General features: G+C 60.5%; 20 protein-coding genes and 1 pseudogene. 13 read left to right on the top strand and 8 right to left on the bottom strand.

What is annotated here, in order from left to right; all coding sequences use genetic code 11:
• The first annotated feature begins 63 nt into the window (after nt 1–63).
• From DWW51_RS01140 to DWW51_RS01115, 6 genes are all read left to right on the top strand, one after another.
• Nucleotides 64–2049: a hypothetical protein gene (locus DWW51_RS01140; RefSeq protein WP_117655589.1), complete on the top strand. Its 1986-nt coding sequence runs from the start codon at nt 64–66 to the stop codon at nt 2047–2049.
• Nucleotides 2050–2186: 137 nt separating this feature from the next.
• A complete protein-coding gene (gene ruvC, locus DWW51_RS01135; RefSeq protein WP_035137351.1) occupies nt 2187–2708 on the top strand; it encodes a crossover junction endodeoxyribonuclease RuvC in 522 nt (173 codons plus the stop codon).
• Entirely contained in the window at nt 2708–3328 is a 621-nt protein-coding gene (gene ruvA, locus DWW51_RS01130) for a Holliday junction branch migration protein RuvA (protein WP_117655590.1), read from the top strand. Before ruvC ends, ruvA begins: the two co-directional genes overlap by 1 nt.
• Complete coding sequence (gene ruvB / locus DWW51_RS01125; RefSeq protein ID WP_117773064.1) at nt 3328–4395, top strand: Holliday junction branch migration DNA helicase RuvB; 1068 nt, start codon at nt 3328–3330, stop codon at nt 4393–4395. Before ruvA ends, ruvB begins: the two co-directional genes overlap by 1 nt.
• A 144-nt stretch (nt 4396–4539) precedes the next feature.
• Nucleotides 4540–6207, top strand: coding sequence for a formate--tetrahydrofolate ligase (locus DWW51_RS01120; protein ID WP_117773062.1), 1668 nt, complete (start codon nt 4540–4542; stop codon nt 6205–6207).
• 179 nt (nt 6208–6386) lie between these two features.
• Nucleotides 6387–7376 carry a hypothetical protein gene (locus tag DWW51_RS01115; RefSeq protein WP_117655593.1) on the top strand — a complete coding sequence of 330 codons (990 nt, stop codon included), beginning with the start codon at nt 6387–6389 and terminating at the stop codon, nt 7374–7376.
• A 12-nt stretch (nt 7377–7388) separates the two neighbouring features.
• On the opposite strand, the gene DWW51_RS01110 is transcribed toward DWW51_RS01115, so the two are convergent.
• A complete protein-coding gene (locus DWW51_RS01110) occupies nt 7389–8570 on the bottom strand; it encodes a cation diffusion facilitator family transporter (RefSeq protein ID WP_117655594.1) in 1182 nt (393 codons plus the stop codon).
• A gap of 217 nt (nt 8571–8787) precedes the next feature.
• Here DWW51_RS01110 and DWW51_RS01105 point away from each other — a divergent pair, with 217 nt between their 5' ends.
• Nucleotides 8788–10125: a hypothetical protein gene (locus DWW51_RS01105; protein WP_117773061.1), complete on the top strand. Its 1338-nt coding sequence runs from the start codon at nt 8788–8790 to the stop codon at nt 10123–10125.
• Between the two features lie 462 nt (nt 10126–10587).
• Here DWW51_RS01105 and DWW51_RS01100 read toward each other — a convergent pair whose 3' ends face one another.
• From DWW51_RS01100 to DWW51_RS01090, 3 genes and pseudogenes are all read right to left on the bottom strand, one after another.
• Nucleotides 10588–10809 (bottom strand): hypothetical protein, encoded by a 222-nt coding sequence (locus DWW51_RS01100; protein WP_117773059.1) that lies wholly within the window; start codon nt 10807–10809, stop codon nt 10588–10590.
• A gap of 32 nt (nt 10810–10841) precedes the next feature.
• Nucleotides 10842–11276, bottom strand: a pseudogene (locus DWW51_RS01095) (ADP-ribosylglycohydrolase family protein); the annotation flags it as partial.
• Nucleotides 11277–11303: 27 nt separating this feature from the next.
• Complete coding sequence (locus DWW51_RS01090) at nt 11304–12353, bottom strand: YhcG family protein (RefSeq protein ID WP_117773057.1); 1050 nt, start codon at nt 12351–12353, stop codon at nt 11304–11306.
• A gap of 168 nt (nt 12354–12521) precedes the next feature.
• Here DWW51_RS01090 and DWW51_RS01085 point away from each other — a divergent pair, with 168 nt between their 5' ends.
• The gene (locus DWW51_RS01085) at nt 12522–12791 is read left to right on the top strand and encodes a hypothetical protein (protein ID WP_117773055.1); all 270 of its coding nucleotides are present in this window, start codon (nt 12522–12524) and stop codon (nt 12789–12791) included.
• Nucleotides 12792–12883: 92 nt separating this feature from the next.
• Here DWW51_RS01085 and DWW51_RS01080 read toward each other — a convergent pair whose 3' ends face one another.
• The 4 genes from DWW51_RS01080 to DWW51_RS01070 form a co-directional block, all read right to left on the bottom strand.
• Nucleotides 12884–14836 (bottom strand): phosphatidylinositol-specific phospholipase C, encoded by a 1953-nt coding sequence (locus DWW51_RS01080; protein WP_197032121.1) that lies wholly within the window; start codon nt 14834–14836, stop codon nt 12884–12886.
• A 4-nt stretch (nt 14837–14840) separates the two neighbouring features.
• Entirely contained in the window at nt 14841–15383 is a 543-nt protein-coding gene (locus DWW51_RS10255) for a hypothetical protein (protein ID WP_197032120.1), read from the bottom strand.
• Nucleotides 15384–15692: 309 nt separating this feature from the next.
• A complete protein-coding gene (locus DWW51_RS01075) occupies nt 15693–16286 on the bottom strand; it encodes a hypothetical protein (RefSeq protein ID WP_117773051.1) in 594 nt (197 codons plus the stop codon).
• Nucleotides 16287–16511: 225 nt separating this feature from the next.
• Nucleotides 16512–17117 carry a hypothetical protein gene (locus DWW51_RS01070; RefSeq protein ID WP_147344013.1) on the bottom strand — a complete coding sequence of 202 codons (606 nt, stop codon included), beginning with the start codon at nt 17115–17117 and terminating at the stop codon, nt 16512–16514.
• A 376-nt stretch (nt 17118–17493) separates the two neighbouring features.
• Here DWW51_RS01070 and DWW51_RS01065 point away from each other — a divergent pair, with 376 nt between their 5' ends.
• The 5 genes from DWW51_RS01065 (at nt 17494) to DWW51_RS01045 (ending at nt 22894) form a co-directional block, all read left to right on the top strand.
• On the top strand, nt 17494–18126 hold the full coding sequence (locus DWW51_RS01065; protein WP_197032119.1) for a cyclodeaminase/cyclohydrolase family protein: 633 nt from the start codon (nt 17494–17496) through the stop codon (nt 18124–18126).
• A 2-nt stretch (nt 18127–18128) separates the two neighbouring features.
• Nucleotides 18129–18983, top strand: coding sequence for a bifunctional 5,10-methylenetetrahydrofolate dehydrogenase/5,10-methenyltetrahydrofolate cyclohydrolase (locus tag DWW51_RS01060; RefSeq protein WP_117773045.1), 855 nt, complete (start codon nt 18129–18131; stop codon nt 18981–18983).
• 99 nt (nt 18984–19082) lie between these two features.
• Nucleotides 19083–20606, top strand: coding sequence for a C69 family dipeptidase (locus tag DWW51_RS01055; RefSeq protein ID WP_117773043.1), 1524 nt, complete (start codon nt 19083–19085; stop codon nt 20604–20606).
• 99 nt (nt 20607–20705) lie between these two features.
• Entirely contained in the window at nt 20706–21122 is a 417-nt protein-coding gene (locus DWW51_RS01050; protein ID WP_117773042.1) for a hypothetical protein, read from the top strand.
• 8 nt (nt 21123–21130) lie between these two features.
• Nucleotides 21131–22894 carry an AarF/ABC1/UbiB kinase family protein gene (locus DWW51_RS01045; RefSeq protein ID WP_117773040.1) on the top strand — a complete coding sequence of 588 codons (1764 nt, stop codon included), beginning with the start codon at nt 21131–21133 and terminating at the stop codon, nt 22892–22894.
• Nucleotides 22895–23186 lie beyond the last annotated feature (292 nt).

The following is a 23186-nucleotide window of genomic DNA, read 5'->3' as shown; positions in this document are numbered from 1 at the left end:
CTGCATTATGCGGCCGGCGCTTTTACTACGACAACGACGATTTACGACGGAAAGGGCTGGGCCATGAAGCTCGCACTTGCACAGATTGATATGCGCCTGGGTGATATTGAGGGCATTTGCGGTCGCATCGAGGACCAGGCGCGCCTGGCCCACGAGCGCGGTGCGCGCGTGCTGTGCGTGCCGGCTCCGCTCTTTATGGGAGCCCTGCCCGGCGGCTTGGTGGGCGCTGCCGACTTTGAGCACGACATGCTGACGAGCCTGACGGGCGTTGCCGAGCGTATCCAAGAACTCGATATGATCTGCATCGTGCCCGCGGCGGTTTCGTTTGAGGGCCAGCCCCTGCTCGACTACATGATGCTCAAGGACGGCCATGTGGTGCCGGCCCGTTCGAGCATTGCCCTGCAGCGCGGTGGGAACGGCGATGCCCGTTGGGCGCCGCCGGTGTTTGACGTGGACGGCGTGCGTATCGCCGTGATCTTCGACTTGGACCGCGAGCTCGAGATGCTGCCGACCGGCGTCGACCTCATCGCCTATTTTCAGTTCAACGCGTTTGATATGACCGACCGCGAGACGGCCGCCATCGCCGCCGTTCGCAGCGGTGCCTACCGTAAGATCGCGTCCAAGCGCAGCGTATGGTTTGCCTGCATGGCGCCGGTCGGTGCCTATGACGAGTCGGTGTATACCGGCGGGTCGTTTGTGCTCGACGACTGTGGTCGCGTGGTGGCCCAGGCGCCGTGTTTTGAGGAGAGCCTGCTGGTTCAGGAGATTCAGCGCGGCGTGATGCTCGATGCCTTGGAGGACCACGAGCTGCCCGAGTTTCGTTCCGAGGAGTGGTTGTGGCAGGCGCTGGTGCTCGCCGTGCGCGACAACGCCCGAGCCCACGGTGCGTCGCGTGCTGTGGTGGCGCTCGAGGGCGATCTGCCGTCGTCCTTGCTTGCGGCGCTGGCTGTCGATGCATTGGGCTCGCGCAACGTGATCGGCCTGGTGTTGGACCGCAACCGCATCTTTACGCCGGCGCAGGAAGAGGCTGAGGCCGCCCGATGCGCCGCCGTTCGCGCGATTGCCGAGCGCCTGCATATTCGCACGGTTGAGCGTGATGCGCCGGATGCGGCGCGCGTACTCGACCGCGATGTGTCGGCGGGCGATGCCGAGCGCCTGCGTTCGCGCACGCTGGGCCTTATGCTGGAGGACACGGCGCTCGAACTGGGCGCGATGGCTCTGAGCCCGCTTTCCAAGACCGAGTACGCGTTGGCGGCACCGGCGCTTTGCGGTGGCTACCAGGGCGATTACGCACCCTTTGGCGATGTGTATCTGTCGACCCTCGAGTTTGTGGCGCGCGTGCGCAACCGCGCGTCTGCCGTGGTGCCCCAAGAGCTCGTGACGCTCAACGCGGTGGAGGATTGCATGGAGCGCGTGCTGGCGCAAGCGCTCTCGACGCTCGACGGTCCGGTCGACATGCTCGACCGCGCGGCGCAGCTGCTCGGTGGGCTCGAACCGGGTGAGGTCGATGGCGCGCTCGAGGCGCACGTGGACCGCAATCGATCTTTCGACGACATCCCGATGGCCGCTGGCAAGCCTGAGGCCTGCTCGCTGCTGCTGATGCTCGTTCGACAGGGTGAGGCTGCCCGCCGCATATTGCCGACGGCACCGATCGTCTCATCCCGCTCGTTTGCCGAGCGCTCTTGGCCGTACATGCTCGCCTGGTCCGACCTGGGGCTTAATGGCAAGGAGCGTATGTCGGTCGATTCGCTGGCGCGCGCCGAGGTGCGCCGTTTTGCTGACGAGGATACGAGTGAGCGCATGCGAAACGAGATGATGGGCGTGCTGGGCGAGCTACTGGGTATTTCGCCCGAGCAGATGGAGGAGCTGCGCTCCGAGGACGGTCGGCGTCGTTTGCACGAGGGAATGAAGAAGTTCGAGGGCGAGGTTCAGGACGCCATCGATAAGATGATGGGCGGTCAGGGCGGCTCGCAAGGTGGTCCCCAGGATGGCCCGATGTCGCATCCGCCGGTGGATCCCCGACAGTTCCCATTCTTCTCGCAGAACTAAACTGGGGGTAGGATTCGCTTCCAACCCTGACACTTCAACTGAGCATCTTGGCCCCGTTGTGTTATTCTAGAACAGACGTTCGTGAATGATGCGCGGGGCCTTGTCTTGCGCTGCGCTTGTGGCGAGGGGAGGTTGGCTTGGTTATCTTGGGCATTGACCCCGGTTTGGCCCATACGGGTTGGGGGATTATCGAGGAGCGGCGTGGCGAGGTTCGCTGCCGTGCCTACGGTTGTATCGAGACCAGCGCGGGTAGTCCGCTCGCGGTGCGCCTGTCGCATATCGCCCGCGACCTCAAGGGTGTCGTGGAGCGTTATCGACCCGATACCGCTGCCATCGAGAGCATCTACTTTGGCGCTAATGTCCGCTCGGCAATCCCCACGGCACATGCCCGCGGTGCCGCGCTCGTGGCGCTTTCGGAGTGCGCGCTCGAGATCGGCGAGTACACGCCTATGCAGATCAAGCAGGCTGTGGTGGGTACCGGTGCCGCAGATAAGCGGCAGGTCGCCTACATGGTGCGCACGCTCACGCAGCTCGATCACGACCCGCATCCCGACCATGCCGCCGATGCCCTGGCCTGCGCCATCTGCCACGTTAACCTCAGCCGCACCCGGGCGCTTACCGGCGGCGAGTTCTATCAACAGAGAGGAACCGGATACTGATGATCTCCCAGCTCCACGGAACGCTTGTCGAGGCCACGATGAGCTCTGCTGTCGTCGATGTGTCGGGCGTTGGCTTTGAGCTCGGCATCTCGGGCAGCACTGCGGCCACGTTGCCGACGCCCGGCGGCGAGGTCCGCCTCTACACGCGTATGCAGGTGCGCGAGGACGCCATGACACTTTTCGGTTTTTCCTCTAAGGATGAGCGCACGATGTTCGATCGGCTCGTGTCTGTCTCGGGCGTTGGCCCGCGCTTGGCGCTCGCCGTGCTTTCCACCTATACCGTGGGGCAGCTGTATTCGCTGGTGATGGCCGAGGATGACAAGGGCATGGCCAAGGTGCCCGGTGTTGGCAAAAAGACAGCTCAGCGTCTGATCCTGGAACTCAAGAGCACCTTTGCCAAGGATAAGGGCTTTGTGCCGGTCGACGTGATTCCCGGACAGGTTGCGATGCCCGTGTCCGCTGCCGCTGCCTCGGCCATCGATGACGCCCGTGCGGCGCTTCTCTCCATGGGCTTTAGCCCGCAGGAGACCGAGGTCGCCCTGAGCGGGTATGATGGGCAGGATATGCGTGTCGAGGATCTGCTCGGCGCGGCGCTTAAGCGACTCGGAATGGATGCGTGATGTGGGAAGCCGATGACTCTCAGGACCTGTGGGCGACGCCCGGTAACTCGCCGGCGGCATCCATGGCACACGGCGAGCGCATGGTGGGCTCGGAGCTGACGGCCGAGGACCTTGATGTCGACCGCACTTTGCGCCCCCAGCGCCTGGACGATTACTGCGGCCAGGAGCACATCAAGCAGAGCCTGCGCGTGCTGATCGAAGCGGCGCAGAGCCGTGGTGAGACGCTCGACCACGTGATCTTCTCGGGTCCTCCGGGCCTGGGCAAGACCACGCTGGCCACCGTTATCGCCAACGAGCTGGGCGCTCAGATCAAGACCACGAGTGGTCCCGCCATCGCGCGCACGGGCGACCTGGCGGCCATCCTTACTAACTTGCAGCCGGGTGATGTGCTGTTTATCGACGAGATCCACCGCCTCAACCGTTCGGTCGAGGAGGTCCTGTACCCCGCGATGGAGGACTTTGCCCTCGATATCGTGATTGGCAAGGGTCCGGCGGCGCGCTCGATTCGCCTGGATATCCCCAAGTTTACGCTGGTAGCGGCAACGACCCGCTCAGGCATGTTGACCGGCCCGTTGCGCGACCGCTTTGGCATTTCATATCGCCTGGATTACTACACGGTCGAAGAGCTCGCGCAGATTGTGACGCGCTCGGCGACTATTCTGGGCGTGAAGATCGACCATCCCAGTGCACTCGAGATCGGCTCGCGTTCGCGCGGCACGCCACGTCTTGCCAACCGCCTGCTCAAGCGCGTGCGCGATTACGCACAGGTGCGTGGCAACGGTCCCATCGAGCTCGATATCTGTCGCCAGGCGCTCGAGTTCTTCGAGATCGATGAGCTTGGTCTGGACTGGATGGATATTCGCATTTTGGAGACACTCGCTAAGACGTTCTCCGGACGTGCCGTGGGCCTGACAACGCTTGCCAGCGCGGTGGGCGAGGACCCGGGAACGCTCGAGGATGTCTATGAGCCCTATCTGCTGCAGTGCGGCTTGATGATTCGCACGCCCCAGGGCCGCCAGGCAACGCTTCGCACCTTTGAGCACTTGGGGATTGAACCTACCATTTAGGGCGCTTTGTTTTGGCGGGCTGTTAAGCTATCGCTGAGCATTGGATAAACATATCGCCATTCATCGGTTACGGGTGTTTTACTATTGCGCGCCCGTGCTATGCTGAATTGGTCTTTTTCTCATTCGGTAACGAAAGGACCGCCCATGCCTACTGACATCGAAATCGCACGTTCTGTCACGCCGCTGCCTATTACCGAGGTGGCCAAGAACGCCGGCGTCGACGTTAAGCACCTGATTCCGTACGGCTTCGACAAGGCTAAGGTCGATTATTCACTGCTCAACGAGCCGACTGATCACCAGGCCAAGCTCGTCCTCGTGACCGCCATCAACCCAACGCCTGCGGGCGAGGGCAAGACCACCACGACCATCGGTCTGGCCGACGGCCTGCGCCGTCGCGGCGTCAAGAGCGCCGTGGCCCTGCGCGAGCCTTCGCTTGGCCCCGTCTTTGGCGTTAAGGGCGGCGCTGCCGGCGGCGGCTGGGCTCAGGTCATCCCCATGGAGGATATCAACCTGCACTTTACCGGCGACTTCCATGCCATCGGTGCTGCCAACAACCTGCTGGCCGCCATGCTCGACAACCATATTCAGCAGGGCAACCAGCTTGGCATCGACGTTAAACGCATCACTTGGAAGCGCGTCGTCGATATGAACGACCGTCAGCTGCGCCACGTCATCGACGGTATTGGCGGTAAGGCCCAGGGCGTGCCGCGCGAGGACGGCTTCGATATCACCGTCGCCTCCGAGGTCATGGCAATCCTGTGCCTGTCTACGAGCATTAACGACCTCAAGGAGCGCCTGGGCGAGATTGTTGTCGGCTACAGCTATGCCGGCGAGCCCGTTCGCGCCCGTGACCTTAAGGCCCAGGGTGCCATGGCCGCGTTGCTTAAGGATGCGCTCAAGCCCAATCTGGTGCAGACGCTCGAGGGTACGCCCGCGTTTGTCCACGGCGGTCCCTTCGCCAATATTGCCCACGGCTGCAACTCCATCATGGCCACGCGTATGGCGATGCGCTTTGGCGATGTCGCCATTACCGAGGCCGGCTTCGGTGCCGATTTGGGTGCCGAGAAGTTCCTCGACATCAAGTGCCGCATGACGGGCGTTCGCCCCAGCGCCGTCGTGGTCGTCGCGACCGCTCGTGCGCTGAAGTACAACGGTGGCGTCGCCAAGGCCGACCTCAACGAGGAGAACCTCGAGGCACTCAAGGCCGGCATGCCCAACCTGCTGCGTCACGTCGACAACATCCAGAACGTTTATGGTCTGCCCTGCGTAGTCGCCATCAACCGCTTCCCGACGGACACCGAGGCCGAGCTTGCGCTCATCGAGTCCGAGTGTCAGAAGCTCGGCGTCAACGTTAAGCTTTCCGAGGTCTGGGCCAAGGGCGGCGAGGGCGCGCTCGAGCTTGCCGATGAGGTCATGCGTCTGATTGAGCAGCCGAGCGAGCTCAAGTTTGCCTATGAGGACGGCGCTGATGTCGCTGATGCCCTCGAGGCCGTTGCCACCAAGGTCTACCGCGCCGACGGCGTTGACTTTACGCCGGCCGCCAAGCGCCAGCTCGTCGAGCTGCGCGAGAACGGCTTTGGCAACCTGCCGGTGTGCGTCGCCAAGACGCAGTACAGCTTTAGCGACAACGCCAAGGCCCTGGGCGCTCCCGAGAACTTCCGCATCACGGTGCGCGAGCTCAAGGTTTCTGCCGGCGCCCACTTTGTGGTCGCGCTGACCGGCAGTGTTCTGACCATGCCGGGCCTGCCCAAGGTGCCCGCGGCCGAAAACATCGACGTCGACAACGACGGCAACATCACCGGCCTGTTCTAAGTCTGCTGTCCATAGCTGTTAGCCCGCCCCGCCGTGCCCACAAGGCCCGGCGGGGCTTTTTTATCCTTAGGCCCGCGCATGTCTTGTAGATACCGACGGGCTCTGCCCATCATAGGTTTTTGCGCGGGTAGAATGCATGGATAACTTGATGCTCACGAGCGACGGAAAGGAATCGTTGCATGGATCAGGACAAAACAACCGTGATGGGCGGCTACGGTTCCGCGCAGGCTGGCGATAGCGCCGATGCGACCCGCGTTGTTCCCAACCCCGGTTATACCGACCCCGCCGCGACGCAGCCTTCTGCCGAGCCCACCCGGGTTATGGGCTATGGCGACACGGCGCAGGATTCTTACGCTGCATCTTCGCAAGGCCCCTATGGCAACGCAGCTCCGGATCCGTTTGATTACACGCCGCAGGATTCTTATGCTGCCTCGACGCCGAATCCCTATGACAACCTGCCGCAGAATCCCATTCCGCAGCCTCAGCAGACGACGTATATGCCTCGCACTGCGCAGCCTCGCTACGAGTCGCGCGAGCCGTATCGCGAGTACCCCAAGTCGATTCCGCAATATGGCGAGGACGAGGAGAAGAAGCCGTCGCGTTCGTCGAGCGTGATCAAGAAGATCCTCATCGTACTGGCGATCTTCTTTGCGCTGTCGGTTGTGTTTGCCATCGTGTCGGGCATGCTCAACAAGCGAGGGAGTTCAACGGCCGATACCACTGCCGAGCAAACCGAGTTCGCCTCGTCTAGCACCGTCGATCTGAGCGATATCCCGGGGCAGTACTGGTCCAACGCCAAGAAGCTCCTCAAGTCGCGCGGCGCCGATCTTTCGAATGCCGTGGTCCTGACCGATGATGGCTCAACGCCCGTTGTCGATGCCAACTGGGTCGTTACTTCTGCCTACTATAACGACAGCGGCAACCTCGAAATTCAGCTCACGCACAAGAACAGCTCGGGCAACTCGTCCGACGGACAAAGCGGTACCGACAGCTCGAGCTCCAATACGCTTGAGGACTTGAGCAACAAGGCACAGGAGTTGGGAGACAAGGCGCAAGAGCTGGGCGATACGGCACAAAACCTGGGCGATGCCGCGCAGAACTTGGGCGGCTTGGCGACGGATGCCTGGAACGCCCTACAAAACGGCATCTCGGACGCGCAGGGAAACTAGCTGTTAAGCGGGCTACAGCTGTTCAGCCGGACGGTCGGGCGAGCTAAAGCCCGAATCAAACGTGACGACGCACGAGACGTCGGGTCGGCGCTCGTGCACGATGCGCGTGACGAGCTCCAGCAGCTCCTCGTCGGATATGTCAAAGCCGTCGGGACGCACCAGGTCAAATGACACAAAGCCATCGTGTTCGTGAAGGTCGTGGATGGAAAGCGCGGGGTCGATCTGCATGACGCCGCGCTTGACCCAGCCGCGCAGATCATCGCCGGTTGTCGCGATGGGGTCGCAGTGCAGCGTGATGCCAATGCCCATCTGGCGCTTGATGTCGTGCTCGATGGTGTCCAGGATCTCGTGGTGCTCAAATGCGTCGCCCTCGCCGGGCATTTCCACGTGGGCGCTGGCAAACTGACGGCCGGGGCCGTAGTCGTGCACCATGAGGTCGTGTGTGCCTAGGACCTGCGGATACGACATAATCCTATCGCGGATTTCCTGGACGAGCTTGGGGTCGGGCGCTTGTCCCAGCAGCGGGCTGATGGCGTCGCGCACCAGGCCCATGCCGCTGATGCAGATGAAGATGCCCACGCCCAGGCCCGCCCAGCCGTCGAGGTCAAAGCCGGTCGTTTGCGAAATAAGTGCCGCCACTAAGACCGAGCCCGAGGTGATGACGTCGTTTTTGGAGTCCTGCGCCGTGGCGATGAGCGTCTCCGAGTCGATGCGGTCGCCCAGCGTGCGGTTGAACGCGGCCATCCAGAGCTTAACGAGCATGGACAAGACGAGGGCGGCTAAGGAGAGCGCCGAATATGCAGTGGGGGAAGGTTTGATGATCTTGGTGACCGACTCGAGGATTAGGTTGATGCCGACGGCACAAACCAAGACGGCGACAAACAGACCGGCCAGGTACTCGTAGCGGCCGTGGCCGTAAGGGTGGCCCTCGTCTGCCGGGCGGCTGGCAAGGCGGAACCCGAGCAGACTCACGATGTTGCTCGAGGCGTCGGAGAGGTTGTTGAAAGCGTCGGCGATGAGCGAGACAGAGCCGGCGAGCAGGCCCGCGATGCCCTTGGCTAGGCACAGGGTAATGTTGAGGCCAATGCAGATGAGGCTTGCGGCAAAGCCCGCGTTGGTACGGCAGGATGCATCGACCGGCTCGCCCTCGCTGCCGGGAACAAGCGTATGTACCAGCCGATTTACAAATAGCATGGCGTATCTCCTCGCATTCTCGTTAAGGGGATAGTGTAGCTCGCATGGGCGCACCGTGCGCCGGTGCTCAGAAAATGCAGCAATGGTCTGCCCGCGCTAACGAGTGGGGCTTCTTGTCTGACCGAGTGCTCCATTTTGGGCCACATGGGTATGGGCATGTGCCTGTTTGCTCGACATACTTAATGTCGACAGCCCCTGCGTAAAGGAGGACGTATCCATGGACGAGATGTTTGCCATTAAATGCCAAAACTGCGGCGGCCCTATGTACTCACACCAGGCTAAACGCAGCTTTGAGTGCGCCTATTGCGGCACGGTCGTTCCGTGGCAGGCCGATGCGGGGGAGCCCAAGAGCGCCCTGGGCATTCGTCATACGCCGTTGACGGTGGTGGATGGACTGCTCAAGCTCACGCATGTGTCGCAGCTCGAGCGCCCGGAGGACCCGGACTGGTATTTCTTTAATTCGTACTGGCGCAATCAGTCGGTTCTGGAGCATCTACTGTGGGAGGACCGCGGCACGGCTCAGGAGTTCCAAGAAGCCACGCACGTGAGCATTCCCTGCCCCTTCTGCGGTGCGTCCTTTGAGGGGTCATCGACCCAGCGCGTGTTTGAGTGCCCGTCCTGCGGTAATAAGATCGGCGTTGCCGACCTGCTTAAACCCGGCACCTTCAGCAAGCGCCTGACCATGGGTGTTGGTGCGGAGTATGTACCTGAGCAGGGTATTCCCTGCGAAATCTCGCCGCAGCAGGCACGTGCCAACGCGCTGCAGCTGGTGCGCCAGTACCCTGATGCCTTTGCCGGGCACGACGTGGAAGACGCGATTCAAAACGACATGATGCTCTTCTATTTCCCCATGGCGCTGGCGGACCTGCGCATGATGGCGTCCTTCCCGGGAAAGGGCCTGAGCAAGGAGACCTTGGTGTACTACGAGGTGCTCGACTGGGCATACCCCAGGGCAAACTACCTGGACGTTCGCCTTATGGGCATTTTGGAGCCGTGGGACTTTGCCAAGGTGGGCCCGTTCGATCCTGCCATGCAGGAGGGCGACTTCCGCGTTGTCTCCGTCGATGCGTCTACCAAGGACCAGGTGGTCATTGATAAGCTGGCGCTCGACGTTGCGGGCAACGATGCCGAGGCCGTACTGGGGCTCAATAAAAAGAGCATCCGAACCTGGGCGCGCAAGGCCCGCAAGCATAAGGACGGCCTGGTGATGGTGCCGGTCTACTTTGTCGATCGTCCGGCGACGGACAGCCGCGATGGCGAGCAGGTGCGCATCGCCGTGAACGGCCAGACGGGTCGTGCGGCCGCGGTGGTGGTTAGCGACAAGCGCGAGACGCATATCGTGGCGCCGCTCAACCCGAGCCTGCATCTGTCCGGCGAGAGCACCGTACACGCCACGCCCATCGAGGTCAAATACGTTAAATCGCCCTTCCTATACCAGATCGTACGCCGTGGAGGCGGCGAGCAGCAGCATCAGGTGGCAGCGGTCGCCGAGGGTTCTTACCGAGAAGAAAAGCCCAAACGCAAGGGCTTGTTCGCTGCGATCTTTGGTAAGTAGGGGAGTGGTGCCGGTTGGCTCGCGAGAGTGCGCAACATCCCGCCCGTGATGGCAGATGTAAATAAACGGTGGAACGGCTGTAAAAGAGCCTTGCCACTGGGTAAAATCAGGATGTGCCGCGGAACCCGCTCCTCAGCTACTCAAACTTCGGAGACGCGGGCAACGCAGGTGCTATCGTCTTAAAGGGTCGGCTGCAACCGGCCCTTTTCTATGACTCCCTTCGCTATCCGTTACTGCTTATATTCCCGCCAGATCGAGTAGAGGTTCCGGGCAATGCCGGTCACATACATCGAGAGGCGCAGGATTTCAAGAAACAAGTTCATAGGCTTCACCCCAATCGGAGATCGGAGCGTTGCCCGCAGGCGGATTCCGCGGCAGGCTTAATCCTACCTCACGGGCCGCGGTGGAGGATAGCCGGCCCCCTGGTTTTGAGCAGTGTCGATCTAACGGGCAATCAAGCCTCTAGCTCTCTTTGAATTGGGCAAGCATCTGCCCGAAGAAGCTTAGTTCGGATGGCTCATAAATGAGCGAGCCGCCATCTTCGGTCCGGTAGACCCCGCAGGGGAGGTGACGCCCGTCGGGGAGGACATAAAGGTATTCTTCCTCCCTCAGTCCCGTTGGGAGTATCGGGGTCTCGTTTTCGTCCATTTTGAACTCATCGATATTCGCGATCTTCCTCTCCATGATGCCTCCTACCTTATTTCTTGAATGGCGACCTAAAACAAGCAATTCTCAATCAGTTCTTTTCCGCGTAGGGCGTCGACCCACTCCTGCGGAATTGCAGCGATGCCGTAGGCCGTGCCGGCGAGGGCGCCTGCGACGGCTGCGGTGGTGTCGGTGTCGTCGCCTAGGTTGACGACGGCAAGCACGCAATCTTCGTAGCTGTTGGTGTTGACGAAGCACCAGGCGGCTGCCTTAAGGGTGTCGCGCACGAAACCGCCGGACCTGATTTCGTGGTCGGGCGCGCTTTTCAGCTGCAGCGCCCACGAGGGGAGTGCGCCGTTCAGCACGTCTCTCATCTGCTCGACAAATATGACGCATGCATCGGTCGACGTTCTGTGGGCGTGCGTAATCGCGGAGACCTTGCTGACCTCTTCGTCTGTCGCATCGGTGAACGCCAGGGGAGCGATGCGCATGAGCGATCCGTTGCCGTTGTCGCGCTCGCTGGAGCCTCATTGCTACCCTTGCGTTTCGCCATTGATCGCTTCGTTGATGGCGCGGTACTCGGCACTCAGCTCGCGCGCCAGCTCTTCCTTGCTTGGAAGATACGGCAGGTATTTGGCGGCAAACACTTGGTCGTTGTCTTCGGGCAGCGTGTACTCGACGATCGAATCGCTTTTGTCCGCGCAGAGCACGATGCCTATGGGCGGATTGTCGCCTTCGTTCATGAGCTCGCGCGTGTAGTAGTTCACATACATTTGCATCTGGCCCAGGTCCTGGTGCGTAAGGTCATCGGTCTTAAGGTCGATGAGCACGAAGCAGCGCATCAGATAGTTGTAAAACACAAGGTCAATATAGAAATGGCGCCCATCAAAGGTGATGCGCTTTTGGCGCGCCTCGAAAGCGAAACCACGGCCAAGCTCCAGCAGGAACTTCTGAAGATGCGTGATGAGTGCCTGCTCTAGATCGCTCTCGCGAAACGTAGCATCGTCCGAGAAACCTAAAAACTCCAGTACATATGGGTCGCGGATGATATCCTCGGGGCGACGAGCCGGGGCGCTCTCTTGGATTTCCTGGGTGACGGCCTCTTTGTCCTTGCTGGTAAGTAGGCGCTCGCGGAACATGGTGTTGATCTGGCGTTCGAGCTGACGCGTGCTCCAGCGAGAATCGGCGCATTCGTTCATGTACCATGTTCGAGCATCAGGGTCGGTTATACGCGATAACCTGCGGTAATGTGTCCAATTCAATCCGGAACGCAGTGCGTTCCGGATTGGGAACGCAAGATAAAACTGACGCATGTATCTTAAGCTTCTGGCGTTGAAGCCTCTGCCAAAATCCTTAGTCAATCTAACGGCAAGTTCGTCGATCAGTGCATCGCCATACTTGGCGCGCTCCTCTCCGCCCTGTTCATCAACAATACTCTTGCCGATCTCCCAATATGCCTCAACCATCGCAAAGTTAATGGCGGTATAGGCCTTGTCGCGAGCGGCGTTGAGAATCGAGGAAACCTGCTTGTAAAAAACTTCTGGCACGATTGCCGATTCCCCGCGGTTTACCAGTTCACCCATCAATATCGCCCGACTTTCCTCTTGAGGAGTGCATCTTTATTGCATTTAGTTTAAAGCCTCGCGCTGACACGAATTGCTGCGTTGTCTGGCACCTTCGCATGGGGGCCTTGCGGTGACTAAAATGTGGCCATAGAGACAGTTTTCACGAACCCCATGGGAGTGACATACATGGACAACAACACCTTGCTGTTTCAGGACAAGGGCTCGGGTAGGTTTAAAGACGTCAAGATCTACCCCAACCGTATCGAGGTGCTCAGGAAGGGCACTTTCGGCGGCAAGCACACCGAGATTGTCTATCTTAAGGACATCACGGGCGTCAATAGAATCAAAGGCCGTGATGTTTTTCTGCGCAATCGACTGTTGACCGCTTGCGTCTTTAGCCTGAGTAGCCGTGCGAAGGCCCAGGAATTTGTGAACGCGCTGAACATGGTGATGTAGCCGATAACGGCGTTCGGTCCAAGGTAAAAATCGGGGCGCAGAACGGTATTCTGCGCCCCGATTGAGTTGATGCGCCCAAAAAACTGGCTTGCCTATTCGTTAACGTCCTCGGTATTGTCGCGGTCACTGGCAAGCATTGCTGCGCCGGCGACCGTCGTCGCTACGGCGGCGGCAGCGAGCCCGGCGGCAACGCCAGAACCGTCGCCCGTGTTGGCGAGCTTTCCGCCCGAGCTCTTGCCCTGGTCTCTCTTGTTGCCCTTGCCGTTCTTGTCGGCGCTGCCTGCGTTGGAACCCGTGCCGCTGCCGTTGCCGCCCGCACTGCCCGAGGCCGCTACGGTAAAGCTTGCGGCTCCGTCGCTGGCGAGCGTGTAGTTCTGCGCCGCGTCGCCCAAGAGACCGTTCACGCGCACCCAGTACGTTCCTGCGGCAAATGTTTCGCCCTCGGCCATTGCCGTGCCCGGAGCGCCGTCCGCGTCGTGCACAAACTCGAGCTGGGCCGTGCAGGCATCGGTTTCGAGCTTGCCCTCGAGTGATGCCGCAATCTTGGCGCGCACGTCTTCGCCGGCCTTAAGGCCTTCGAGTCCCTCAAAATGGGGCGTCAGCGCGCGTGGATCGATATCGATGGGCACAGAGCCCTGCAGCCCCGTAACGGTCTCGTTGCCCAGGGCGTCGACATCCACGTATTCAATGGCAAACGCATGGCCCGAAGCTGTCGCGTTGAGCGCGTTGCTGCTGTCAGCAAGGCGGAAATGACCCTCGCCAACGGTCTTGCCATCCTGGAATGAGGCATCGCTCAGCGAGTCGCCGTACGTCATGCGCATGCGGGTCGGGAGATAGTACGGGAGATAGTACGAATCCGTCTGCTTGTGCTCCGTATCGTAATTGCGCTGGTAGATGCTCCGGGCCAGCGCCGCATCAACAAAGTCGGATGCGATGATGCCAATGTGCTTGAGGTAATCTGACTTTGTATCCTCGGTGCCGCTGGGATTGATGTACGGGCTCTTATACAGATGCTCGTTGACTACTCGTGCCGAGGTAAAAGGATTGCCTCCGTGCGACAAGCCCGTGCAGCTGGTGTAGTTGATAGACCAGCAACGCTCCTGGACTTGCACCTTGGCCCCGTCATCGTCCACGACGTCCACCTTGTTGCGCGTGCGCCCGGTCGTTTCCTTCAGCGCATTATCGACCCAGCTGAGCTTGTCGGTTCCCGTGAGTTTGTACTTGTCCTGGGCGTATACCTTGGTGCAATAGGGCTCTTTGTCGCCTGTTTCCCCCGCGGCTTCAAAGCCCCGCGCGTCTTGGACGAGACACATAGTGGCGCTGTCGGAGTGAGCCTTGATCTTGTCATCCCATTCGGTAAGGTCGAGGCCCCACGTGTGGCCGCTTACACTGTTGCCGGCGAGCCTAAATCGACGCAGCAGAACGATCTTTCCGCGCACCTCGTGTAGCGTGGGGATTCGGCTCGACGTATAGAACAGTTTGGGGTTGTCGTCCAAAACCTTGGCGAAAGCCGTCGTAACACTTTCGTCGGTAGCCTCGTCGTTGCCTCGTGATACAAGCATGATGAGCGCTTCTGTCGGGTTTTCGTTCAAAAACGTTTTGAAGTAGCCTATGACATCGGAAAGATGCATAAAGTACGCGTCTTTTTTGAGCAGGTAGTAATCCCCGTGGTCGATACCGGGGTCGTCGCCCTTTCCGAGCCGGATATCAAAATAGCGAATGCCTTCGAGCAACTGCGTGGGAATGTAATCCTGCTGGCATTTTACTTGCGAGGATTGGGGCTCAGTGTCGTTGTCCACGCTGCAGGTGCCCGAATCGTGCGTACCCGGGATGCTCAGCTCGTCGAGGAACTTGTTGTCGTCGACGTATTTCATCCAACATGGCCCATCGACGTAGCTGCTGTACGTGATCCAGTCGAGGCTGCTAACCGTGGCATCGTTCTTTTTCATGTCGTAACCGATAAGTTCGAGCTCCCACGGAATGCTCTTACTCTTATGGCAGATCTTATTGTTGTCCTGGTCTTTGCCGTTCGATTCTATTGCCAAGTACTTAATGTCTTTTTTCTCGGTTTCTTTCTCGACCGTGCCGGTCTCGGATGATATAGGTTCCGTTTGATTGGCGCTCGAACGCAAAAGCGCGGCTGGGCTTGTTGTCATACTCGCCGCCCCATACGTGGATGACCTTTCCATCTTTGTCCGAGTCGTCGTCGACCGACCAAATGCTGTAGCCCGTCTTTTTATGCTCTTCGAAATTGAGCAAGGTGCGGATAGCATACCAGTTTGTATCGTCATTCTTGGTCGTTACGTTCTCAAGGATGAGCTTGCTGGACGTGCCGTCGTTAAACAGGTGGCAGACGTTGCCGCGAACGTTGCCGTCTTGGTTGACGCTCGCGGTGCGAAAATAGCCCGCGGGGCGAAGGCGAATGACGAACTTGTCGAGGGTGGCCGCCGGTGTGGGCGTGTCTTCTGTAAATGCCGCGCGCATGGGAAGGCCCAATCCCGCGGTTTCGGGCAGGCTTGCAAGCGGCGACAACGCCGCAAGTCCTAGGCCCAGCGTAAACGCTCGACGACTGATGGCGTGGTGTTCGGTCATAACTCCTCCATTCGCAGGGTGCGGTAATGCGCTCATTTTGGTCACTATACTGCCCGGATGTTTAAAGGTGTCGGCTTAAATTGTGTGCGCGGCGCTATAAATCGGCGGGCGGACGTGTTGGGATGCTTGCCCATTTTGTGTCGCCACCGCGCTTGGGGGAGTGGTTTTGGTGCCCGGCGCCTTTGCGCTCGTTAGCTACCGGCATAAGAAAGGGAGGGCCGGTGATGCGGCCCTCCCTTGGTGCGAGGCGCTGGGCCACCGTCGCTTGCTTGCGCTGCGCCCATGTTTCCCGTTGCGCTCGCCAGTCGCTTAGCGCTTGATCTCGATATCGTCGAGCTTGACGTCCATGGCCTCAGTCTTGGCCTTGGCGATGTCATCGGCAAATTCCAGGGACTTCATCATGGCTTCGACGGCGTCCTTGTGCTCCTCGACGTTGTCGATGCGCACGTACACGCTGCCGCCCTCAACGTCGGTGAAGCACTCGGTCGTCACGCCGCCCGAGTGCGTAAAGTAGGCGCTGCGCCAGGTCTTGCCGTTGTACTTAACGGGATCGCTCTCGGTCCATCCGGAGTTGGCCTTCCACTTTGCCTCGTAGTCAAACAGCTCGTCGGCGTTCTTGTTAGTGTCGAAGACGGGGATGAAGCGGTCGCTGGCGTGCTCGCTCTCGGTGAACTTAAACTGGGCCCTGTCGGCGGTGTCGCCGGCGACGTCGGTGATCTCGACGCCCTCGGGGACCTCGACCTTAAACCAAATGAAGTCGGTCCTCATATCCACGGCTGGCTTTTCTGCTCCGCCGCCACCACCACTGCCGGTAGCGTCGCCGCTGCCACCGCAGTCCACCAGAGCAACTGCGGCAAAGAGACTGATGCAGAGGGTGAGAATCGCAAAGGCCTTCTTTTTCATGGTCGTGTCCTCCTCGGTCTGTAACCGCCCATGGATTACCTGTCTTTACTGTACGCGCGAGCGGCTCGTTCGGGTGGGCCACATGTCCCATTCTTGGGGCCGGATTTGTTCCGACAAATGGCAATATGTCGCGATATAAGTAGGGGAGGACCGGCCGATCCGATCCTCCCCCGGCTGGGCGTCCGATCATGTAATGACTGCGCATGCGATGCTGCGTGCGAGCCCCTAATGTTTGATCTCGATGCTCGAAATCTCGACTTCGCGTGCCCCGGAAACTGCCTTTGCCATGTCATCGGGGAACTCGATGGAGTTGAGGAGTGCCTCGGCTTCTTTCTTGTGCAGTTCGAAGTTTGAGATAAGGACGTAGACGCTTCCCGGTTCAACGTCGGTAAAGAGGAGTGTTGAGATGCCACTGTTGTCCTCGTACGTTCCGACGAGCCACGTCCTGCCGTTATACTTGACGGATCCGCCATCCTTCCACTGGAACGTATCCCCCTTCTTTTCCGCCTGGTCGGCGTGGGATTCCTCGGCAGTCAGCGCTTTTTTCCAAACGGGGATAAAACGATCGGCCGAGGCGTTCTCGTCTTCGGGGAAGGTGAGCTGGACCCTGTCGGCATTCTTGCCGGCGGAGTCGCTTACGCCGACGCCCTCGGGCATCTCGACCTTAAACCAGATAAAGTCGGTCTTCTTGGCGACGGGGGTCTTTTCCTTGCTCTCGCTCTTGGAGGCGCTGCTGCCGCCGCCCGATGCGTTCCCGCCGCAGCCGACAAGGGCAAATGCGGCAAAGAGGGCGATGCAAAGGGAAAGGATCGATAGGGTCTTTTTCTTCATGGTGGCGTCCTCCTTGTCTGCCAGGGACATCGTGTGCCGCGGATCGCTGAGGCGGCGGTTACGCATGCGCATGATGTCTTTGTTTACTGTGCGGTTATTCTTCCATTCGTCGTCCGGTGCCGTGATGAGCTTGCCCCAACATAGGGCTCCTTACCTATATGTATGCCCCAGTTGCCGCTGCCCGGAAGTCTCGAAAGGTGGGCCATGTGTCCCATGTTTGCGGTGCCGACGCCTATCGTTCGTCATAGAAATCCGCGATGGCCAGGTGCGCTGACGCTTATGTACTTATGGGCTAGACTTAGCACCATTATGTGATCGATGCGGTCGGTCGGCGGTTTCCACCCGACCGATGTATATGACTTGAAGGTGCATGCGTATGAGCCAAGAGATGATGGACAAGACCTGCCGCGGGTTTGCCGAGGCGCTTGCCGCGCGCGAGCCGGTTCCCGGCGGTGGCAGCGCGAGCGCCTTTGTGGGCGCGCTGGGCGCCTCGCTGTGCGGAATGGTTGCCCGCTACGGTGCGACTAATCCCGCGCTTGCCGATCGCGTGGACGATTTGGAGCGTGCGTTTTCCCAGGCGGACGAGTTATCGCAGGAACTTGTTGGTTTGGTTGCCGAGGATGTTCGTGCGTACGGCCAGGTGTCTGCGGCATACGGTATTCCGCGCGATGATCCGGCCCGAGCGACCGCGATTCAGGATGCGCTGCATGTGGCCGCTATGCCGCCGTATCGCATTATGGATGCCTGCGGGCGTGCGCTGGCGCTGCTCGAGGACATGGCCGACAAGGGTTCGCGTCAGCTGCTGTCCGATGTGGCGTGCGGCGCCGTGTTCTGCCGTTCCGCTATGCAGGGCGCGAGCTTGACGCTCTTTGCGAACACCACGTCTATGAAGGATCGCGCTCGTGCTGAGGAGCTCGAGACGGCGTGTGATGAGTTGCTCGACATGTGGTTGCCGCGCGCCGATGCGCTGGCGCGCCGCGCCGCCGACGCCGCAAGGAAGAGGGGATAGCCATGGCTGAACTGCTGAAGGGTGCCCCCGTTGCTCGCGCTTTGACTGAGGAACTTGCTGCTCGCTGCGTGGCTTTGCGCGAGCGCGGCGTTGTGCCGACGCTGGCTATCGTGCGCGTGGGTGAACGCGAGGACGACCTATCCTACGAGCGCGGTGCGCTCAAGCGCTGCGAAAAGGTTGGCATTGAAGCTCGCCGCGTTTTGCTTCCCGCCGATGTTTCGCAGGACGAGCTGTTGGCGGCCATCGAGGACATCAATTCCGACCCCGCTGTTCATGGCTGCCTGATGTTCCGCCCGCTGCCCGCCGGCCTTGACGAGGACGCGGTTGCCGCGGCACTCGATCCTGCCAAGGACGTTGACTCCATGACGCCGGCTTCGCTGCTCACCACGCTTTCGGGGCGCGGCGAGGGTTTTGCCCCCTGCACAGCCGAAGCCGTGCTTGCTTTGCTGGATCATTATGGCGTTGAGCTGGATGGAGCTAAGGTTGCTGTGGTCGGGCGCTCGCTGGTGATCGGGCGTCCTGTTGCTGCCATGCTTACGGCGCGCAATGCGACCGTGACGACGTGCCATACGCATACGCGCGACCTTGCTGCCGAGTGCCGTGCGGCTGATATTGTGGTTGCCGCCGTTGGACGCGCGCGCACGATTGGCGTGGATGCCGTTCGCGAGGACCAGACGATCATTGATGTGGGCATTAACTGGGATGAGGACGCTGGCAAGCTGGTGGGTGACGTCGATTTTGTTGCCGCGGAGCCGGTTGTTGGTGCCATCACCCCCGTGCCGGGCGGCGTGGGCGCCGTGACAACGGCGATTCTCGCCAAACACGTGATCGAAGCGGCCGAGCGCGCATCGAAATAGGTTTTTGACCACAGGGGCTGCCGGGGCGGTGGTTTCGCCCTTTCTGCGCCGAAGCGATACACTGTTATCGTTTGATTTCTTCGCTCAAGGAGGATGCGCATGCCGTGCACAACGATTTTGGTTGGTAAGAACGCGAGCTACGACGGGTCGACGTTGGTTGCCCGCAACGAGGACTCGTCCAACGGGGTGTTTGAGCCCAAGCGTATGCGCGTGGTGCATCCCGACGAGCAGCCGCGCGTCTACACGAGCGTCCTGAGTCACCTGACCGTTGAACTGCCCGATAACCCCATGCGCTACACGAGCGTCCCCGATGTTGTCCCGGGCCACGGCATCTGGGCCGAGGCCGGTTTCAACGAGCTCAATGTGGGCATGTCCGCAACCGAGACGCTCACCACCAACGAGCGCGTTCGCGGCGCCGACCCGCTCGTCGACTACGTGCCCGCCAAGGGCAACGAGGGCGAGGACGGCTATGTGCCGGCCCAGCCCGGCGGACTGGGCGAGGAGGATATGGTGACCCTGGTGCTGCCGTACGCCAAGTCTGCCCGCGACGGCGTGCACATTCTGGGCGACCTGCTCGAGCGCTACGGTACCTACGAGAACAACGGTATCGCCTTTAGTGACGTTGACGAGATCTGGTGGCTCGAGACCATCGGCGGACACCACTGGATCGCCAAGCGCGTGCCCGACGACGCCTATGTGACCATGCCCAACCAGCTGGGTATCGACAGCTTTGACCTGGACGACGCCGAGGGCGCCCAGGTCGAACACATGTGCTCCACCGATCTGCGCTCCTGGATGGCCGAGTGGCATCTGGACCTGACGCTGGGCGTCGAGGGCGACGGTCCCGCCGCGGTCTTTAACCCGCGCGAGGCCTTTGGCTCGCACAGCGACAGCGACCATGTCTACAACACGCCGCGCGCCTGGTACATGCAGCGCTGCCTCAACCCCAGCGATGTGTGGGACGGTCCCGACGCCGACTACACACCCGAGAGCGACGACATCCCCTGGAGCCGCGTGCCCGAGCGCAAGGTGACCATCGAGGACATCAAGTACGTGCTTTCGAGCCACTACCAGGGCACGGAGTATGACTGCTACGGCAGCAAGGGCACGCCCGCCACGCGCGGCGCCTATCGCCCCATCGGCATCAACCGCAACAGCCAGCTCGCCGTGCTGCAGCTGCGCCCCTATGCGCAGCCGGCGTATCGCGCCGTGCAGTGGATGGCCTTTGGCTCCAACTCGTTTAATGCGCTCGTGCCGCTGTACGCTAACGTGGAGACCATGCCCGAGTACTATGCCGACACGCAGGCTCGCGTGACGTCCGAGAATTTCTATTGGGCCAACCGCCTGATCGGTGCCCTGGCCGATGTTCGCTTCCATGAGTGCGGTCGCGCTGTGGAGGACTATCAGGAGAAGGTCGGTGGCATGGGCCACAAGCAGATCCATGACGTCGATGCTGCCGTAGCCGCTCTGCCCGAGGCCGAGGTACCTGCCGAGCTTGCACGCGCCAATGAGACCTTTGCCGAGCGTGTTCGCGTAGAGACCGATGCTCTACTGGGTAAGGTGCTCTACACCACGAGCTGCGCCATGAAGAACTCTTTCGCGATGAACGACAACGTGAGGTAGGGATTTCCCGTCGATCGAATAGCGCTAAAACGCTTTGTCGCTTTCACTCAATCTTGGGTACAAGAACGCCAATGCAGTTGTTTATGATTGGAGACAACCATGGTTATGAAACTCGATCAGCTTGTTAACGGTGCCATCAACGTGGGCTTCGGCGCCGCCGCCGTTGCCGTCGAGGGCGGCAAGAAGGTTCTCGACGACCTTAATACCAAGGGCGAGCAGGTTCGCAAGGATGCCGGCACCCCCGATATCGCCCGCAGCGTGTCCGATATGTTCGAGCAGGCGGGTGGCACCATCTCCGACCTGACCGAGCGCCTGGGCATGCAGGGCGAGACTGCGGCACAGCGCGTGCTCGATGAGCTCATCCTGGCTCGCGTCCGCGTTATGACCGCCCCCGAGCGCACGGCCTTTTTGGCCCATGTGCGCGACATCGTCGATTCGGTCGAGGATAACGTGACCTCGGTGCCCGTCGAGTCCGTTGAGCCCGACGATGCAGAGGACACCGAAGAGGCTGAGTAACAGCGCAGATGGCAGATTCCACCACCGATTACAACAATCTAGATCCCTTGGGTGACGAGGCGGCGGTTGTCGATGAGGTCGATGCTGCCGTCTCGGGCGCTCGCAAGAAGCCGCGTGCTGTCGATATGGTCCCCGAAGAGCCCGACGCAATGGCGCCGGACGAGGAATACCAGCTCACGCCGGCAGGTCGTCGTGAGCGCATTGGGCAGATCGTTCGCCTGATCAAAAAGTACCGCGTATGGGATAACCTCACGCCGGTGCGTCTGCGTCGTCTGCTCGAAGAGCTCGGCCCCATGTTCGTCAAGATGGGGCAGATTCTGGCTAACCGCTCCGAGATCTTGCCGCAGCGGTTTTGCGACGAGCTGCGTCGCCTGCGCTCCGACGTAGAGCCGGTGCCGTATGAGGTAGTGCTCCGCTGTCTGGAAGAGGAGTACGGCCAGCGCCTGGGGCAGATGTTCGACGCGATCGACCCCAACCCGCTCGGCAGCGCGTCGCTCGCGCAGGTGCACCGCGCCCGCCTGGTGACCGGCGAGGACGTGGCCGTTAAGGTGCAGCGCCCCGGCGCGCAGCAGGTGATGGCGCAGGACATCGACATCATTCGCTCGGTGGTGCGTATCGTTTCCAAGTTCGTCAACACCGATCAATTCGTTGACCTGCACGGCGTAGTCGAGGAGTTGTGGACCTCGTTTCGCGAGGAGACCAACTTTTTGGCCGAGGCCAAAAACCTCAACGACTTCTACGAGTTCCATAAGAGCGTTCATGGCGTGACGTGCCCTAAATCCTATCTGGACTTGTGCACCGAGCACGTGGTGGTTATGGACTACGTCGACGGCATTTCGATCGCCGATCCTGAACGCTTGGTGGCCGCGGGCTATGACTTGGAAATGATCGGTGCCGCGATTGTCGAGGACTACTCGACGCAGGTGCTCGACGACGGCTTTTTCCATGCCGACCCGCATGCGGGAAACATTATTCTCAAGGACGGCATCGTTTACTTTATCGACTTGGGCATGGTCGGACGCATGTCGAGTCACGATCGCGGTATCGTCAAGGACATGATTTTCGCCGTGGCTGAGGGTGACGTGCCCAAGCTCAAGGATTCGCTCATGCGCTTCGCCGTGACGCGTGGCGACTCGGCTGAGCTCGATCATTCGGCCTTTTTGTCCGATCTTGACTTTATCGTGGCTGACTTTGCGGGCCTTGACCTTAAGGACCTAGATATCGGCGAGTTTTTGACCTCGCTGTTAAACCTCGCGCGTAAGAATGACGTTGAGCTGCCGAGCGTGGTGACGATGTTCGCGCGCGGCATGGTGACGCTCGAGGGTTTGCTGACCGAGTACATGCCCAACGTCAACATGATCCAGATCATCCAAACCCACATTAAAAACGAGAAAAGCACCTATGCGCGCGTGCGCGACATGGGGCGCGATCTTGCCGCGAGCAGCTATCGCGCGGCAAAAGGCTCGCTCGAGGCGGCCGAGTATTTGGGCTTGGCTTCGCGTATGCTCACGCGCGGCCAGCTTAAGGTGAACACGCAGATCATGAGCAGCGATAAGACGCTGCGACAGCTGGGCGGAATTATCGACCGCATGTCGATGGCTATCGTGATCGCCGGTCTGTTTATCGGTTCGTCGGTGGTGTACTACGCGCGCATCGAGCCGGTTGTCCTCGGCATTCCGGTCATCGGCTTCTTTGGCTACGTGAGCGCGCTGGTGCTGGCGCTTATGCTGGGTCGCAATATCTGGCTCAACAGCCACGGCGGCAAGCACTAGAGGCTGCGGCCGTCACCGCATTCTCCTATCGCAAACAATAGCTTTTACCTTGGGCTTCGCCTGCGTGCGAGGCCCTTTTGCGTGATACCATACTGACGGTAATAATCGATGGCCTAGATGGTGGTGCGGAGACGCACGAATGCGCGGTTTTCCTGCGCGTTTGGGAGAATCGGGGTGCAAGTCCCCGGCTGTACCAGTAACCGTAATTCCTCTTGGCTCGGGATGTTCGCGTCGCAGATCGGACGGCGCCCCTGAGCCGTTAAGGTTAAGTCGGATCGCCTCCCATCTTGCA

This window comes from Collinsella sp. AF15-51, assembly GCF_003462845.1.
Lineage (GTDB): Bacteria > Actinomycetota > Coriobacteriia > Coriobacteriales > Coriobacteriaceae > Collinsella.
Note: the sequence above shows the minus strand (reverse complement) of the source record. Positions and strands in the feature narration are given on the sequence as shown.